The sequence below is a fragment of the Jiella sonneratiae genome (assembly GCF_017353515.1).
Taxonomy (GTDB): domain Bacteria; phylum Pseudomonadota; class Alphaproteobacteria; order Rhizobiales; family Rhizobiaceae; genus Jiella; species Jiella sonneratiae.
In genome coordinates this window covers 312,069-327,739 of the sequence record NZ_JAFMPY010000004.1, presented here as the reverse complement: position 1 = coordinate 327,739, position 15,671 = coordinate 312,069, and the positions used below count along the sequence as shown (strand labels likewise).

Below are 15,671 nucleotides of genomic sequence, written 5' to 3'. Positions count from 1 at the left end.
GTGTCAATTTAGACTGACACCAAGCCAGGAGTCATTCACCGTGGTCAGCCACTCCGACGCCATCGTCTTCGACCAGCCCCGCCGGCTCGGCATGCGGCGGCTTGACCTTTCGGCCCGCCGGCCGGGCGACGTCGTCGTCGCGATCGAGGCTTCCGGAATCTCGACGGGCACCGAGCGGCTGCTGTGGTCCGGCGAGATGCCCGCCTTTCCCGGCATGGGCTATCCGCTGGTGCCGGGCTACGAGGCGGTGGGCCGCGTCGTCGAGGCGCCGGACGCGCGGCGTCTTAAGCCGGGCGACACCGTCTTCGTGCCGGGGTCCAACGGCTTTGCCGGCGCCCGCGGCCTGTTCGGCGCCTCGGCCTCCACCGTCCAATTGCCCGAGGGGCGGCTGGTGCCGATTTCCGCGGCGCTCGGAAGCGACGCCGTGCTGCTCGCCCTTGCGGCGACGGCCCATCACGCCGTCCGGGCCTCCGGCCGCGACCTGCCGGAGCTGATCGTCGGCCACGGCGCGCTCGGCCGGCTCGCGGCGCGGATCGTCGTCGCCCTCGGCGGCCGGGCTCTCGTCTGGGAGACCGCCGCGGCGCGGCGACGCGGCGCCGAAGGCTACGCGGTCATCGACCCGGCCGACGAGGAACGCACGGACTACCGCCAGATCCTCGACGTCTCCGGTGATTCGACGATCCTCGACCGGCTGGTGCCGCGGCTCGCCCGCGGCGGTGAGATCGTGCTCGCCGGCTTCTACAAGCAGCCCGTCGCCTTCGCCTTCCCGCCCGCCTTCATGCGCGAGGCGCGGATGAAGGTCGCCGCCGAATGGCGCCCGGAGGACATGGAGGCGGTGCTGGCGCTGCTCGGCGCCGGCCGCCTGTCGCTCGCCGGCCTCGTCACCCACTGCGGCAGCCCGGCAGATGCCGAGGCCGCCTATCGCACGGCGTTCGAGGACGCCGACTGCCTGAAGATGATTCTGGATTGGAGAGCGACGTGACCAACGCTCTGAGGTTGGAAAGTGCCAGCGGCCCCGCGGGCGCCATGGCGGAACGGCTGCGCGAGGAGGCGTCGCGCGATCCTGATCCCGTCGCCACCGGCCCGGCGACGAAAGAGACGCAGATCATCGCGATCTACGGCAAGGGCGGCATCGGCAAGTCGTTCACCCTCGCCAACCTCTCCTACATGATGGCGAGCCAGGGCAAGCGCGTCCTGCTCATCGGCTGCGATCCGAAGTCCGACACCACCTCGCTGCTGTTCGGCGGCAAGGCCTGCCCGACGATCATCCAGACCTCTTCGGCCAAGAAGGCCGCCGGCGAGGAGGTCGACATCTCCGACGTCTGCTTCAAGCGCGACGGCGTCTTCGCCATGGAGCTCGGCGGCCCGGAGGTCGGGCGCGGCTGCGGCGGCCGCGGCATCATCCACGGCTTCGAGCTTCTGGAAAAGCTCGGCTTCCACGACTGGGGCTTCGACTACGTCCTGCTCGACTTCCTCGGCGACGTCGTCTGCGGCGGCTTCGGCCTGCCGATCGCCCGCGACATGTGCCAGAAGGTCATCGTCGTCGGCGCCAACGACCTGCAGTCGCTCTACGTCGCCAACAACGTCTGTTCGGCGGTCGAATATTTCCGCAAGCTCGGCGGCAATGTCGGCGTCGCCGGCATGGTGGTCAACAAGGACGACGGCACCGGCGAGGCGGCGGCCTTCGCACGATCCGTCGGCATCCCGGTCCTCGCCGCGATCCCCGCCGACGAGGACATCCGGCGAAAGAGCGCGAACTACCAGATCGTCGGCATGCCGGGCGGGCGCTGGGCGCCGCTGTTCGAAGAGCTCGCGGTGAACGTCGCCGAAGCGCCGCCGCTGCATCCGACGCCGCTCGACCAGGACGGGCTGCTCGGCCTCTTCGACGATGCCGACACAGGACGCGGCGTGACGCTGCAGCCGGCGAGCGCCGCCGACATGCTCGGCCGGCCGGTGGTCGCCCGCCCGTCGCTCGAAGTCGTCTACGACGACGCCTGAGGCCCGGTCATGGATTTTTCCGACACCCAACTAAGGCACGAGGACGCCGCCGCCGCCGAGACGCCGGCAGCCCCGCTGCCGCGCGAAGGCGACGCCTCCTGCCACGCCGGCAAGGCCGAGATGCGCGCGGCGGCCGAAAAGGCCGGGCAGAGCGAGATCCTCGCGCGCTACGCCAAGGACTATCCGTCCGGGCCGCACGACCAGCCGCAATCCATGTGCCCGGCCTTCGGCTCGCTGCGCGTCGGCCTCAGGATGCGCCGCACGGCGACGGTTCTCTCCGGCTCGGCCTGCTGCGTCTACGGCCTGACCTTCACGTCGCATTTCTACGGCGCCCGCCGCACCGTCGGCTACGTCCCGTTCAATTCCGAGACGCTGGTCACCGGCAAGCTGTTCGAGGACATCCGCGAGGCGGTGCATCAGCTCGCCGACCCGGAGAAATACGACGCCATCGTCGTCACCAATCTCTGCGTTCCGACCGCCTCCGGCGTGCCGCTCCGGCTCCTGCCGAAGGTGATCGACGGCGTCCGCGTCATCGGCATCGACGTGCCGGGCTTCGGCGTGCCGACCCATGCCGAGGCGAAGGACATCCTCGCCGGCGCGATGCTGGCCTATGCCCGCGGCGAGGCCGAACAGGGGCCGGTGGCGGCGCCGGCGGGCGCCCGGGACGACCGGCCGTCGGTCGCGCTGCTCGGCGAGATGTTCCCCGCCGATCCGATGGTGATCGGCCGCCTGCTCGAGCCGCTGGGCCTCGCGGCAGGTCCCGTCGTGCCGACCCGCGAGTGGCGCGAGCTCTATGCCGCGCTCGACTGCACCGTCGCGGCGGCGATCCACCCCTTCTACACCGCCTCCATTCGCGAATTCGAGACGGCCGGCCGGCCGGTGGTGGGCTCCGCCCCTGTCGGGGTGGAAGGAACCGCCGACTGGCTGTCTCGGATCGGCGAGGCCGCCGCCGTGCCGGCGAGCCGCGTGGCCAGCGCCCAGAACGCCATCCTTCCGGCGATCCGCGGCGCGCTCGCCGGCTCGCCCGTCACCGGGCGGATCACCCTCTCCGGCTACGAGGGATCCGAGCTCATCGTCGCCCGGCTCCTCGTCGAGAGCGGCGCCGACCTTCGCTATGTCGGCACCGCCTGCCCGAAGACGCCGTGGTCGGCCGCCGACCGCGAGTGGCTGGAGGCGCGCGGCGTCGCGGTGAAGTTCCGCGCCTCGCTCGAGGACGATCTCGCCGCCTTCGAGGCCTTCGAGCCGGATCTCGCCATCGGCACGACGCCGGTCGTCCAGAAGGCCAAGCAGTCCGGCACGCCGGCGCTCTACTTCACCAATCTCATCTCGTCGCGGCCTTTGATGGGCCCTGCCGGCGCGGGATCGCTGGCCGAGGTGATCAACGGCGCGATCGCGTCGAAGCCGCGCTTCGACGCGATGAAGGCGTTCTTTGCGGGGGTCGGGGAGGACTACGCCGCCGGCATCTGGGAGGACGTTCCGCAAAAGCCCGTCGCCCCGAAGCGCCGCGCCGACGTCGCGATCAACGGCAGGAAGGCATCAACCTACGATGCCGGGATGGGGGACGTCTGATGCTCGTCCTCGATCACGACCGTGCTGGCGGATACTGGGGCGCCGTCTACGTCTTTTCGGCGGTGAAGGGGCTGCAGGTCGTCGTCGACGGCCCGGTCGGCTGCGAGAACCTGCCGGTCACCTCGGTGCTGCACTACACCGACGCGCTGCCGCCGCACGAGCTGCCGATCGTCGTCACCGGGCTTTCGGAGGAAAATCTCGGCCAGACCGGCACCGAAGGGGCGATGAAGCGCGCGCACGCGACGCTCGACCCGGCCCAGCCCTCGGTGGTCGTCACCGGATCCATCGCCGAGATGATCGGCGGCGGGGTGACGCCGGAAGGCACCAATCTCAAGCGCTTCCTGCCGCGCACCATCGACGAGGATCAGTGGCAGTGTGCCGATCGGGCGCTGAAGTGGCTCCTCACCGAATACGGGCCGAAGAAGGGGAAGATCCCGGCGCCGCGGGAGCGAAAGCCCGGCGAGAAGCCGAAGGTCAACATCGTCGGCCCGGCCTACGGCATGTTCAACATGCCGTCCGACCTTCACGAGATCCGCCGGCTGATCGAGGGCATCGGCGCCGAGGTCAATCTCGTCTTCCCGCTCGGCGCGCATCTGAAGGACGTGCCGAAGCTCGTCCTCGCCGACGCCAATGTCTGCCTCTATCGCGAATACGGACGCCAACTCTGCGAGGCGCTGGAACGGCCCTATCTGCAGGCGCCGATCGGCCTGCATTCGACCACCGCCTTCCTGCGCCGGCTCGGCGACATGCTCGGGCTCGATCCCGAGCCCTTCATCGAGCGGGAAAAGCACACGACGATCAAGCCGCTGTGGGACCTGTGGCGCTCGGTGACCCAGGATTTCTTCGGCACGGCGAGCTTCGCGATCGTCGCCAACGAGACCTATGCGCGCGGCGTCCGGCATTTCCTTCAGGACGAGATGGGCCTGCCCTGCCGCTTCGCGGTCTCCCGCCTCGCCGGCAGGAAGACCCTGAACGACGAGGTCCGGCAGAAGGTGCGGGACACCCCGCCCCTCGTCCTCTTCGGCAGCTACAACGAGCGCATGTATCTGGCGGAGGCGGGCGGTCGCGGCGTCTTCGTTCCGGCGTCCTTCCCGGGCGCGGCGATCCGGCGGCACACCGGCACGCCCTTCATGGGCTATTCCGGCGCCACCTGGCTCGTCCAGGAAGTCTGCAACGCGCTGTTCGACGCGCTCTTCAACATCCTGCCGCTCGGCACCGAGATGGACCGCGTCGCCCCGACGCCGGTGCGCCCGGCGGGGGAGAGGCCGGCACGGGCCGCGGAACTTTTCTGGTCGCCCGCCGCCGGCGAGATGCTGCAGGCCGCCCTCGAGCGCCAGCCGGTGCTGGTGCGGATCTCGGCCGCCCGGCGCCTGCGCGACGCGGCGGAGACGGAAGCAAGGCGCGACGGCTCGGCGAGCGTCGAGACCCGTCACATGGCGGCGGCGGTGCCCGGACCATACGCGGAGGCAGCGACGTGAGATCCGCCCTCCGCCCCGCAGAGACGAACGCAGGAACAGCCAGGGAGACCCCGCAATGAGCCTCGTCGAACGCCACGGCCTGTCGAACTTCCGGGCCGAGCAGCAGGAATACCGCCTCGTCTACGCGGTGACCTTCCCGATCTTTCTCGCCGTCGCGCTCGTCTCGCGGCTCGTGCCTGCAAGGCTCCGGCCCACCCAGTTCGGACATGGCGGCCTGTTCGCCGTCTTCCGCGACGCCAAGGCCGCGGCCAACGCCGTCCTCCCCTTCGCCTTCATGCGATAGCGGCAGCGGGGACCAGAAGCTTCGGCGGCGTCCGCGCACCACGCGCGGCCGGCCCGGAGACCGCAGTAACAAGGAGAAAGGAACATGGCAGACCCCATCACGGGCCGGGAGGCGGGCACGCTTTCCGGCATGACCGAGAGGGAGGCGCAGGAGTTCAACGGACTCTTCATGACCTCCTTCTGGGTCTTCTTGGCCGTCGCGGTCGTCGCGCACATTCTCGTCTGGATCTGGCGGCCCTGGCTGCAGACCCCCGAGGTGAGCCAGGCGAGCCTCGACACGGCGAAGACCTTCCTGACGATGCTGAGCTGAGGAGACGATTCCATGTGGAGAATGTGGCTTCTCTTCGATCCGCGCAGGGCGCTCATCGGGCTCTTCACCTTCCTGTTGGTGCTGGCCCTCCTGATCCACTTCATCCTGCTCTCGACAGCACGCTTCAACTGGCTGGCCAATCCCAACGCCCCCGGCGGCGGGCAGCAGTCCAGCCAGATCGAGCAGCCGCTGACGAAGCTCGGCTGAGACGGATCTGCGACGCTCCGGGACGGCGCCCGCCGCCGTCCCGAATCCGAAAATTCGGCCGGACCGGGATGGGACAAGCGCCATGGCGATGCTGTCGTTCGAACGCAAATATCGTGTCAGGGGAGGCACGCTCGTCGGCGGCGACCTCTTCGACTTCTGGGTCGGTCCCTTCTATGTCGGCTTCTTCGGCGTCACGGCGGTGTTCTTCGCGCTGCTCGGCACGCTGCTGATCTTCTACGACATCAGCCAGGGCGACGCGACCAACCCCTTCGCCTTCTCGGTGAACCCGCCGTCGATCAAATACGGCCTCGGCCTCGCGCCGCTCGCCGAGGGCGGCACCTGGCAGCTCGTCACCATGTGCGCCTGCGGCGCCTTCTTCTCCTGGGCGCTGCGCGAGATAGAGATCTGCCGCAAGCTCGGCATTGGCTGGCACGTGCCGATCGCCTATTCCTTCGCGGTCTTCGCCTATGTCTCGCTCGTCGTCATCCGGCCGCTGCTGCTCGGCGCATGGGGCCACGGCTTTCCCTACGGGATCATGTCGCATCTCGACTGGGTGTCGAACGTCGGCTACCAGTTCCTGCACTTCCACTACAATCCGGCGCACATGCTGGCGGTGACGTTCTTCTTCACCACCACGATGTTCCTCGGCCTGCATGCCGGCGTCATCCTCGCCGCGGTCAATCCCGGCGACGGCGAGCCGGTGAAATACGGCGAGCACGAGAACGCCTATTTCCGCGACTACATCTGCTACTCGGTCGGCCCCTACGGCATCCACCGGCTCGGCCTGTTCTTCGCGCTGAACGCCGGCTTCTGGAGCGCGGTCTGCATCATCATTTCCGGTCCCTTCTGGGACAAGGGCTGGCCGTATTTCTTCGACTTCTTCCTGAAGACCCCTGCCGCCATCGGCAACATCGCTTACTGAGGGAGGCGGCACGATGGGCTCCTATTCCAGCATCTACAATCGCATCCAGGTCCGCGGACCGTTCGATCCCGGCGTGCCGCTGAAACACTCCTCGGACACGCGCATCCAGTCGAAGGCCTTCTCCTACTGGCTCGGCAAGATCGGCGATCCGCAGCTCGGCCCGCTCTATCTCGGCTGGTCGGGGGCGGCCTCGCTCGCCTTCGGCTTCATCGCCATCGAGATCATCGGCCTCAACATGTGGGCATCGGTCGACTGGGACCCTTATGCCTTCGTGCGCAACATCGCCTTCCTGTCGCTCGATCCGCCGCCGGCGAAATACGGTCTCAACCCGCTGGTGCCGCTCGGCGACGGCGGCTGGTGGATCCTCGCCGGCTTCTTCCTCACCTCGTCGATCCTCCTGTGGTGGGTCAGGAGCTACACCCGGGCGAGAGCGCTCGGCATGGGCACCCATACGAGCTGGGCCTTCGCCTCGGCGATCTTCCTCTACCTGTCGCTCGGCCTGTTCCGGCCGATCCTGATGGGGTCGTGGTCGGAGGCGGTGCCCTTCGGCATCATCACCCATCTCAACTGGACGGCGTCGGTCTCGGTGCTCTACGGCAACTGGTACTACAACCCGTTCCACATGCTCTCGATCGTCTTCCTCTACGGCTCGACGATGCTGTTCGCCATGCACGGCGCGACGATCCTCGCCGTCTCGCGCTTCGGCGGCGAGCGGGAGGCCGAGGAGATCGTCGACCGCGGCACGGCGGCCGAGCGCGGCGCGCTGTTCTGGCGCTGGACGATGGGCTTCAACGCCACCTTCGAGTCGATCCACCGCTGGGCCTGGTGGTTCGCCGTGCTCACCACCTTCACCGGGGCGATCGGCGTCCTCCTCACCGGCACGGTCGTCGACAACTGGTATCTGTGGGGCGTCAAGCACGGCATCGCGCCCAGCTACCCATCCGTCTATCCGTCCTTCCCGATTCCCGACGAAGCGGCCCGGAGTGTGATGCAATGAGCACGAAGCACGTCCGCTACAGCCCGGTCATCGTCGGGATCCTCGCCGGCTTCCTGGTGCTCGTCGGGCTCATCGCCCCGCCCTGGGTGCTGCCGCCGATCGAGGCGGTCGAGACCGGCCCCGCCGCGATCGAGATGGTGCAGTACAAGGCGGCGAGCCGCCAGCTGCCCTACGACGTCAGGCCCGCGGCGCTCGAACCTGCCGACAACGAGGGCAGCCCGAAGGCCAGCGAGGTCTACCAGAACGTCCAGGTTCTGGGGAATCTGACCGACGCCGAATTCACCCGGCTGATGCTGGCGATCACCGAGTGGGTGGCCCCGAAGCAGGGCTGCGAATACTGCCACAACCTCGCCTCGGACCAGGGCTTTGCCGACGACGGCCTCTACACCAAGAAGGTCGCCCGCAAGATGCTGGAGATGGTGCGGCACATCAATTCGAAGTGGCCGGAGCACGTCGCGCCCTCGGGCGTCACCTGCTACACCTGCCATCGCGGCCAGAACGTGCCGCCCTGGACCTGGTACGAGCAGAACAAGCCCGCCGGCGACACCTTCATGGGCAAGCCGCGGCCGTGGCATCTCGAGGCCAAGACCATCCGGCAGTTCTTCCCGGACGTTCCCTACGACAAATATCTGATGGACGAGCACGCCAGCGCCCAGATCCAGTCGAGCGATCCCTTGGTCTCGCGCAGCGGCAAGGCCGAGGTCGCCAAGGAGCAGGACGCCGAGGACCTCTACCTCTTCATGATGCAGATGGCGAACTCGATGGGCGTCAACTGCACCTACTGCCACAACTCGCGCGCCTTCCGCGACTGGTCGCAGTCGACGCCCTACCGCTGGATCGCCTATTGGGGCATCCGCATGGCGCGGGACGTCAACACCAACTACATCGAGCCGCTGAAGACCGTCTTCCCGGACAATCGCAAGGGCCCGCTCGGCGACCCGGCCAAGGCGCATTGCGGCACCTGCCACCTCGGCAACAACAAGCCGCTCGGAGGCTACAAGCTGCTCGACCACTATCTCGTCGGGCTGACCGAGGACGGCAAGGCGCCCGATCCCGGCCCGAAGCAGGCGATCCTGCTCGGCGAGGCCAAGCCGGTCGCCGTCACCGGTCCGGACCAGGACGCGGCCCAGCCCAAGCCCTCCGCCGCGCCCGTGTCGAAGGAGGCGATCGGCCAGTCCGTCGCGCCCGGAAACGGCAGTGGCGGCGGCAACGGCGCCGAATACAAGTCCCAGGAAAAGCCCGCCGAGGGCGCCGGCGGCGCCGATCTCGGCGGCACCGTCCAGCCGGTGCAGCAGGCGCCGAACGCCAATGCGCCGTCGCCGGCGCCCACCGGCGAGAACGCACCGCAGGGCGCGGCCCCCTCGCAGATGGATCCCGGCACGACGATGGAGCAGAGCGGGGGCAAGAACGGCACCGAAGGGACGGCCGACGCGCCCTCCGCCGGCCAGCCGCCGAGCAACCCGCTCCCTGCCGAGAACACCCCGGGCAAGGCCGAGGAGAAGGATGTCGGCACGCCCGAGCCGGCCGGCGGTGCCGCGCCCAAGAAAACCACCGGCGGCGGCACCTCGACGCCCGCCGGCAACGGACCCGCCCAGGGCACGACGACGCGCTTCGACTGAGCGCGCCGCCCGCCCGCTCCCCGGCGGGCGGCCGGCCTTCCTCCGGCGTCGGATCGGCTCTGCCGGCTCCGGCGCGGGCTTTTTTGCCGCACCGCGCGCCGGCGCGGATGGCCGGAGCCCGTCTCCCGCCTATGATTCGTGGCTGCGTCCGGGCCGGGTCGGAACCGGCGCGTCGCCTGCCTTGCCTGCGCCCCGCCTTCGGCGGCGGGCCGGGACCGGGCTCCCGACGTTCCGACCGTTGCCGGAAAAGCCCGTTCCATGAACCTCCAGAGATCGCTGCAGTCGCTGAAGACGGCCATCGGTGTCGAACCCTCGCCGGCAGAGGTCTCGCGCGAACGGGCCGGGCCGGCGAAGCTCCTCCTCCTCGGCTATCTCTCCTATGTCGTCGCCGGCTGGATCGCGCTTTCGCTCGGCGTCTCGCAGGCCAAGCCGCTGTCGGCGCTCGACACGCTGTTCACCGCCGTCTCGGCCGTCTCGACCACCGGCCTGACGACCATCGACACCGGTTCGAGCTACACCTTCACCGGCCAGGTCTTCGTCTGCCTCCTGATCCAGCTCGGCGGCATCGGCTACATGACCTGCTCGTCCTTCCTGTTCCTGTCGTTCCGCGATCGGCTCAACGCGACCCAGGAAAAGACCGCCAGGACCGCCTATTCGCTGCCGGATTCGATCACGCCGGCGCTGTTCATCCGCTCCGTCGTGCTCTTCACCCTCGGCTGCGAGATCCTCGGCGCCCTCGCCCTCTATCCGATCCTCAAGGCGGGCGGCGAGGCCCAGCCGGTCTGGAGCGCGGTGTTCCACTCGGTCTCGGCCTTCTGCACGGCGGGCTTCAGCCTGCGCTCCGACAGCTTCGCGCCCTATGTCGCCGACGTTCCGCTCAACCTGACGCTCGCCGCGCTGTCGATCCTCGGGGCGATGGGCTTCATCGTCGTCACCGACATCGTCCGCCGGTTCATCGGCAAGACCCGGCATTTCGGCTTCACCACCAAGGTCATCGCCCAGATGACCGCGACGCTGCTCGTCGCCGGGACGCTGCTGATCTTCCTCGGCGAAGGCTCGATCGCCGGCATGCCCGCCTGGGAGCGGCTGCTCGCCGCCTTCTTCCAGGCGATGAGCGCCTCGACCACCGTCGGCTTCAACACCATTAACGTCGGCGGCGTCTCCAATGCGACGCTCGTCGTCCTCCTGCTCCTGATGTTCGTCGGCGCCTCGCCGGCCGGCACCGGCGGCGGCCTGAAGACCACCTCCTTCGCAGCGCTGATCGGTCTCGTCCGCTCGACGCTAAAGGGGCGCAGTTCGGTGCGCTTCGCCAAGCGCGAGGTGCCGCCGGCCCAGCTCCAGGCCGCGACGACGTCGCTCGCCTGCTATTGCGGGGCGCTGACGATCGCGGTGTTCCTGCTCGGCCTGTCGGAACCGGCGGCACGATTCGACGCCATCGTCTTCGAGGCGGTCTCGGCGATCGGCACCGTCGGCCTCTCCATGGGCCTGACCACCGGGCTCAGCGCCATCGGCAAGCTGATCCTCGTCGCGCTGATGATCGTCGGCCGTCTCGGCGTCCTCACCTTCGGCCTCGCGACCGCCGTCCCGGACGAGACCGAGGAGGAGGAGGCCGACAACGAGCTCGCCGTGTAGGATTGCGAAAAGGCCTCCGCTCCTCCGGCCGGATAAGGAAAACGGGTCTTTCCTGCGCGCCGGCTGCTGCCCGATAGGCAAGGCACGAGTGCCCGGCGACGGCTCACTCGATCGGCACCACGACGAAGCGCACGTCGCCGTTCGTCGCGGTGAGAAGCAGCAGCGCGTTGCGCCGGCCCTCCTCCTTCAGCTTGCCGATCTTCTCCTTCACCTCGTCGGCGCTCGCCACCTGTTCCTGCGCCACCTCGGTGATCAGCATGCCGGCCTCGACGCCCTTTTCCGCCGCCGCCGAGTTCGGCTTCACCGCGGTGACGACGGCGCCCGAGGCGTCGTCGGCGAGGCCGAACTTCTGGCGCGCTGCGTCGTCGACGTCGCCGAGCGTCATGCCGAGCGCCTCGACCGCCGCCGCGTCCGGCGCCGGCTTGGCGCCCTCCGGCGGCTTCTGGGTCTCGTCCTCGGCCATCATCTTCTCGCCGTCCTCGAGCCGGCCGAGGGTGATCTCGACGGTCTCGGGCTTGGCGGGTTCTGAGACGGAACCCTTGCGCAGGATGCCGATCCTGACGGACTTGCCGACCTTGGTCTCGGCGACCATGCGCGGCAGGTCGTTCGATCCCTCGACCTTGCGGCCGTCGAAGGAGACGATCACGTCGCCAACCTTCAGGCTGCCGTTGTCGGACGGCCCGCCCGGCACGATGCCCATGACCACGGCGCCCTGGTGCTGGTCGACGCCGAGCCCCTTGGCGATGTCCTCGTTGAGCGCCTGCAGGCGGATGCCGAGCCAGCCGCGGCGCGTCTCGCCATATTCGCGCAGCTGGTCGATGACGTTGACCGCGAGGTTCGAGGGGATCGAGAAGCCGATGCCGATCGAGCCGCCGGTCGGCGAGATGATCGCGGTGTTGATGCCGACGACGTTGCCGAACATGTCGAACAGCGGGCCGCCGGAATTGCCGCGGTTGATCGCCGCGTCGGTCTGGATGAAGTTGTCGTAGGGGCCGGCATTGATGTTGCGGCCGCGGGCCGAGACGATGCCGATCGACACCGAGCCGCCGAGGCCGAAGGGATTGCCGATCGCCATCACCCAGTCGCCGATGCGCAGATCCTCCGAATCGCCGAAATTGACGAAGGGCAGCGGCTTGCCGGCGTCGACCTTGAGGACGGCGATGTCGGTCTTGGCGTCCTTGCCGAGGAGCTCGGCGTCGAACTGGTCGCCGTTCGGGAAGTTGACGGTGATCGTGTCGGCGTCGCCGATGACGTGGTTGTTGGTGATGATGATGCCCGAGGGATCGATGACGAAGCCCGAGCCGAGGGACTGGACGCTGCGCTCGCCGGGGCCGGTCTTGTCGCGCAGGAGGTCGTCGAAGAAGTCCTGAAGCGGTGAGCCCTCCGGCGCCTGCAGCGGCGGAATGCCGCGGCCGGGCTGGTCGACGCCCTGCGACGTAGAGACGTTGACGACGGCGTCGAGAAGCTTGTCGGCGAGGTCGGCGACCGAGACCGGGCCGTAGCGCGTCGGCCGCGAGGCCGCCGCCGAATCGCCGCCCTCGCCCGCCGTCGTCCCCACCCCGGTGGTGGGCTCGGCCTTCCGGGTCGCCCCGCCCTCGGTCGGCGGCACCGGCAGCGCCGGCACCTTGCGCTCGGGCGACGTCTGCGTCTCCGGCGTCGGCGGCGTCGGAAGAACCTGCGCTCCCTGCGGCTCCTGGGCTTTCTGGGTGGTCCCGGCCTCCTGCGCCGAGGCGGCTCCGAACGGCAGGGCGCCCGCGATGATCGCGGCCAGCACGACGGTGAGCGGTGTCTGAACGCGCTTCGAGGTCATTGCGGGTCCTTCGGTCTGGCGCCGACCAGCAATTTGGCCGAGTCGGGCGCAATTTGCCCAAGCGGAGCGGAGAATTCCGACTTAATCAAGAGGATCGGGCGGATCTGGAGGAAAGGTGATCGCCCGGACGAGCGCCGACGGCGGCGCATCGTCCGGCCGCCGGTGAGGGCCGGCGCGGCCCGCCCCGCGGGGACGGTGCCGCCGCGTGGCTCAGCGCCGCGCGATCCAGACGATGCCGAGGCCGAGGCAGGCGGCGACGAGGCCGCCATAGCGCAGCCGCTCGGCCGAGGTCTCGAAGGCGGCGCGCGCCAGGCGCTTGGCAAGTCCGGGAAACAGGCAATAGACGACGCCCTCGATCACCAGGACGAGACCGAGCGCGTCGAAGAAGTCGGTCATCGCGAGCGCCGCCTGCTATCGCACGGTGGTGGCGTCGGCGCCCGGCAGGCGCTCGGCCTCGTCGGTGCCCGCCGCGGCCGTCCCCGCAGCATCGCCGGAAGCCGACGGCTGCGCGGCGTCAGGCGCTTCGGCGCGGGTCGCCGCGGCGGCAGACGGGCCGTCCGCAGGAGCCGCCGAACCGTTGCCGGCCGTACCGCCCGTCGTGTTGCCCGTCGCCGTCCCGGCCTCGCCGCCGGTCGACGATGCGGCCGGCGCCGGGCCGGAGCCCGACCCCTGCGACGCGGTGCCGGCGCTGCCCAAGGTGGAAGGCTCGGCGGCGCTCGAGCGGTCGGCGGGCGGCGGCGCGCCCTCCGGGGCCGCCCGGTTGCCGGTCGCGGGAGCGGAACGGCCGGAGCCGCCGCTGCCGCCTTCCTGCTTGAAGTAGCGGAAGAACTCCGAATCCGGCGCCAGCACCATGGTGGTGCCGGACTGTTCCAGCGCGGTGCGATAGGCCTGCATCGAGCGGTAGAAGTCGAAGAATTCCGGGTCCTTCTGATAGGCTCCGGCATAGATGCCGCTGCGCTCGGCGTCGCCCTGGCCCTTGAGGATCTCGGCGTCCTTGCGGGCCGAGGCGACGGTCTCGACCACCTCGCGGTCGGCCGCCGCCCGGATCTCGCGCGCCGCGACCTGGCCGCGTGCCCGCAGCCGCTCAGCCTCGGCGAGGCGCTCGGCCTTCATCCGGTCGTAGGTCTGCTGCGAGACCTCCTGGGTGAGGTCGGTGCGCCGGATCCTGACGTCGTCGATGTCGATGCCGAGGCTCGCCGCGTCCGGCCGGATCTCGTCGCGCACCTGGCGCATCATCTCGCCGCGTTCGTTGGAGAGCGCCGCCTCGAAACCGCGCAGGCCGTAGACGCGGCGCAGCGCCGCGTCGAGGCGGGTGCGCAGCCGCTGTTCGGCCAGCGGAACCGAGCCGGAGACGGTCTGCCGGAATTTCGCGGCGTCGGCGATGTTGTAGACGAGGAAGGCGTCGACCTCGTAGAACTTGCCGCCGGAGACCTGGACGCGGATGTCGTCGAGGTCGAAGCGCAGCAGCCGGTCGGGCAGCATCTGGACGTTGTCGGCGCCGAGGAAGGACAGCGGCAGCTTGAAATACAGCCCAGGCTCGTCGACGACGCGGCGGATCTCGCCGAACCGCAGGACGATCGCCTGTTCCTTCTCGTTGACCACGAAGATCGAGTTCCACAGAAGCAGGGCGCCGACGGCGAGGACGATCAGGACTCCATAGAAGCGGTTGGCCATCAGTTGTTCGTGCCCTTGTTGCCTGCCGTGCCGCCCTGGCGGGTCGGCGCGTTGCGGTCGAGGTCGCCGAGCGGCAGATAGGGAACGACCCCCTGTCCGCCGGCCGCGTCGCGGTCGAGGATCACCTTGGAGGAATCCTTCAGGACCTCCTCCATCGTCTCCAGGAACAGCCGCTTGCGGGTGACGTCCGGCGCCTTCTGGTATTCCGCGAGCACCGAGGAGAAGCGCTGCGCCTCGCCGGTCGCCTCCTGGGTGACCCGGCTCTTGTAGGCGGCGGCGTCCTCGCGGACCTGCGCCGCCTCGCCGCGGGCCTGGCCGATCTGCTGGTTGCGGTAGAGATTGGCCTCCTCGACGAAGCGGTCCTCGTCCTGCTCGGCGCGCTGCACCTCGTCGAAGGCGTCCGCCACCTGCGAAGGCGGCGCGGCGTCCTCGATGGAGATGGCGTTGATGCGGATGCCCGCCTGATAGCTGTTGAGCGTGTCCTGGGTGATCTTGCGGACCTCCTCGGCGATGCCGGCGCGGTCGTCGCGGAAAACGTCCTGAACCGGCCGGCGGCCGACGACCTCGCGCATCGCGCTTTCCGAGACCTGCTGCAGCATCGACACCGGGTCCTCGACGTCGAAGAGGAAGTTCTTGGGATCGTCGACCTGGTAGAGCACCGCGAACTGGACGTCGACGATGTTCTGGTCGCCCGAGAGCATCAGGCCGGAGCTGTCGCCGCGCTGGTTCGAGCCGAGGGTGATCTGGCTCTCGACGACCGGAACGGTGTCCACCGTCTCGAAGGGCCACATCAGGAAATGCAGGCCCGGCTCGGAAAGCTCGGCCTTCGGCTTGCCGAACAGCATTTCGACCCCGACCTCGTCCGGCTGCACGGTATAGACGCTCTTGAACAGCCACAGGACGACCGCGACCGCGAGCACCAGCAGCACCCAGCCGGCGGCCGAGCTGCCGCCACCGCCGCCGCCCGGCATCGCCCGGCGCAGCCGGTCCTGGCCGCGCCGCAGGATGTCTTCCAGATCCGGCGAATTGCCCCCGCCGCCGGAAGGCCGAGGTCCCTGCGGGCGCTGGCCCCAGGGCCCGCCGCTTCCGCTGCCTTTCCAGCCGCCGTTGCCGGTCTGATTGCTCCAGGGCATCGATGTCCTTTCAGTCGTCCGGAAAGTCGAAAGCTCCGGA

14 protein-coding genes and 1 pseudogene are annotated in these 15,671 nt (G+C 69.3%); 11 read left to right on the top strand and 4 right to left on the bottom strand.

What is annotated here, in order from left to right; genetic code table 11:
- Positions 1-40: 40 nt before the first annotated feature.
- The 11 genes from bchC to J1C47_RS05510 all read left to right on the top strand — a co-directional run bounded on the left by bchC (position 41) and on the right by J1C47_RS05510 (position 11,014).
- Positions 41-982: a chlorophyll synthesis pathway protein BchC gene (gene bchC, locus J1C47_RS05560; RefSeq protein WP_425354539.1), complete on the top strand. Its 942-nt coding sequence runs from the start codon at positions 41-43 to the stop codon at positions 980-982.
- A 44-nt stretch (positions 983-1,026) separates the two neighbouring features.
- Complete coding sequence (locus J1C47_RS05555; protein ID WP_207349807.1) at positions 1,027-1,998, top strand: chlorophyllide a reductase iron protein subunit X; 972 nt, start codon at positions 1,027-1,029, stop codon at positions 1,996-1,998.
- A gap of 9 nt (positions 1,999-2,007) precedes the next feature.
- Positions 2,008-3,567 (top strand): chlorophyllide a reductase subunit Y, encoded by a 1,560-nt coding sequence (bchY, locus tag J1C47_RS05550; protein WP_207349718.1) that lies wholly within the window; start codon positions 2,008-2,010, stop codon positions 3,565-3,567.
- Entirely contained in the window at positions 3,567-5,045 is a 1,479-nt protein-coding gene (gene bchZ / locus J1C47_RS05545) for a chlorophyllide a reductase subunit Z (protein WP_207349717.1), read from the top strand. The genes bchY and bchZ overlap by 1 nt, the downstream gene beginning before the upstream one ends.
- A 55-nt stretch (positions 5,046-5,100) precedes the next feature.
- On the top strand, positions 5,101-5,328 hold the full coding sequence (locus tag J1C47_RS05540) for a hypothetical protein (RefSeq protein WP_207349716.1): 228 nt from the start codon (positions 5,101-5,103) through the stop codon (positions 5,326-5,328).
- 84 nt (positions 5,329-5,412) lie between these two features.
- Positions 5,413-5,637: a light-harvesting antenna LH1, beta subunit gene (pufB, locus tag J1C47_RS05535; RefSeq protein ID WP_207349715.1), complete on the top strand. Its 225-nt coding sequence runs from the start codon at positions 5,413-5,415 to the stop codon at positions 5,635-5,637.
- A 12-nt stretch (positions 5,638-5,649) separates the two neighbouring features.
- Positions 5,650-5,844 (top strand): light-harvesting antenna LH1, alpha subunit, encoded by a 195-nt coding sequence (pufA, locus tag J1C47_RS05530; protein ID WP_207349714.1) that lies wholly within the window; start codon positions 5,650-5,652, stop codon positions 5,842-5,844.
- An 82-nt stretch (positions 5,845-5,926) separates the two neighbouring features.
- Positions 5,927-6,766, top strand: a complete 840-nt coding sequence (gene pufL, locus J1C47_RS05525; RefSeq protein WP_207349713.1) for a photosynthetic reaction center subunit L — start codon at positions 5,927-5,929, stop codon at positions 6,764-6,766.
- 13 nt (positions 6,767-6,779) lie between these two features.
- Positions 6,780-7,763 (top strand): photosynthetic reaction center subunit M, encoded by a 984-nt coding sequence (pufM, locus tag J1C47_RS05520; RefSeq protein WP_207349712.1) that lies wholly within the window; start codon positions 6,780-6,782, stop codon positions 7,761-7,763.
- Positions 7,760-9,382, top strand: a complete 1,623-nt coding sequence (gene pufC, locus J1C47_RS05515) for a photosynthetic reaction center cytochrome PufC (RefSeq protein ID WP_207349711.1) — start codon at positions 7,760-7,762, stop codon at positions 9,380-9,382. The genes pufM and pufC overlap by 4 nt, the downstream gene beginning before the upstream one ends.
- A gap of 258 nt (positions 9,383-9,640) precedes the next feature.
- The gene (locus J1C47_RS05510; protein ID WP_207349710.1) at positions 9,641-11,014 is read left to right on the top strand and encodes a TrkH family potassium uptake protein; all 1,374 of its coding nucleotides are present in this window, start codon (positions 9,641-9,643) and stop codon (positions 11,012-11,014) included.
- A gap of 103 nt (positions 11,015-11,117) precedes the next feature.
- Here J1C47_RS05510 and J1C47_RS05505 read toward each other — a convergent pair whose 3' ends face one another.
- The 4 genes and pseudogenes from J1C47_RS05505 to hflK form a co-directional block, all read right to left on the bottom strand.
- On the bottom strand, positions 11,118-12,824 hold the full coding sequence (locus J1C47_RS05505; RefSeq protein WP_207349709.1) for a Do family serine endopeptidase: 1,707 nt from the start codon (positions 12,822-12,824) through the stop codon (positions 11,118-11,120).
- 210 nt (positions 12,825-13,034) lie between these two features.
- Positions 13,035-13,220 (bottom strand): DUF2065 domain-containing protein, encoded by a 186-nt coding sequence (locus J1C47_RS05500; RefSeq protein ID WP_207349708.1) that lies wholly within the window; start codon positions 13,218-13,220, stop codon positions 13,035-13,037.
- A gap of 402 nt (positions 13,221-13,622) precedes the next feature.
- A pseudogene (gene hflC / locus J1C47_RS05495) lies at positions 13,623-14,498 on the bottom strand (protease modulator HflC); the annotation flags it as partial.
- Positions 14,498-15,631, bottom strand: a complete 1,134-nt coding sequence (gene hflK / locus J1C47_RS05490; RefSeq protein WP_207349706.1) for an FtsH protease activity modulator HflK — start codon at positions 15,629-15,631, stop codon at positions 14,498-14,500. The gene hflK and the pseudogene hflC, both read right to left, overlap by 1 nt.
- Between the last annotated feature and the right edge of the window lie 40 nt (positions 15,632-15,671).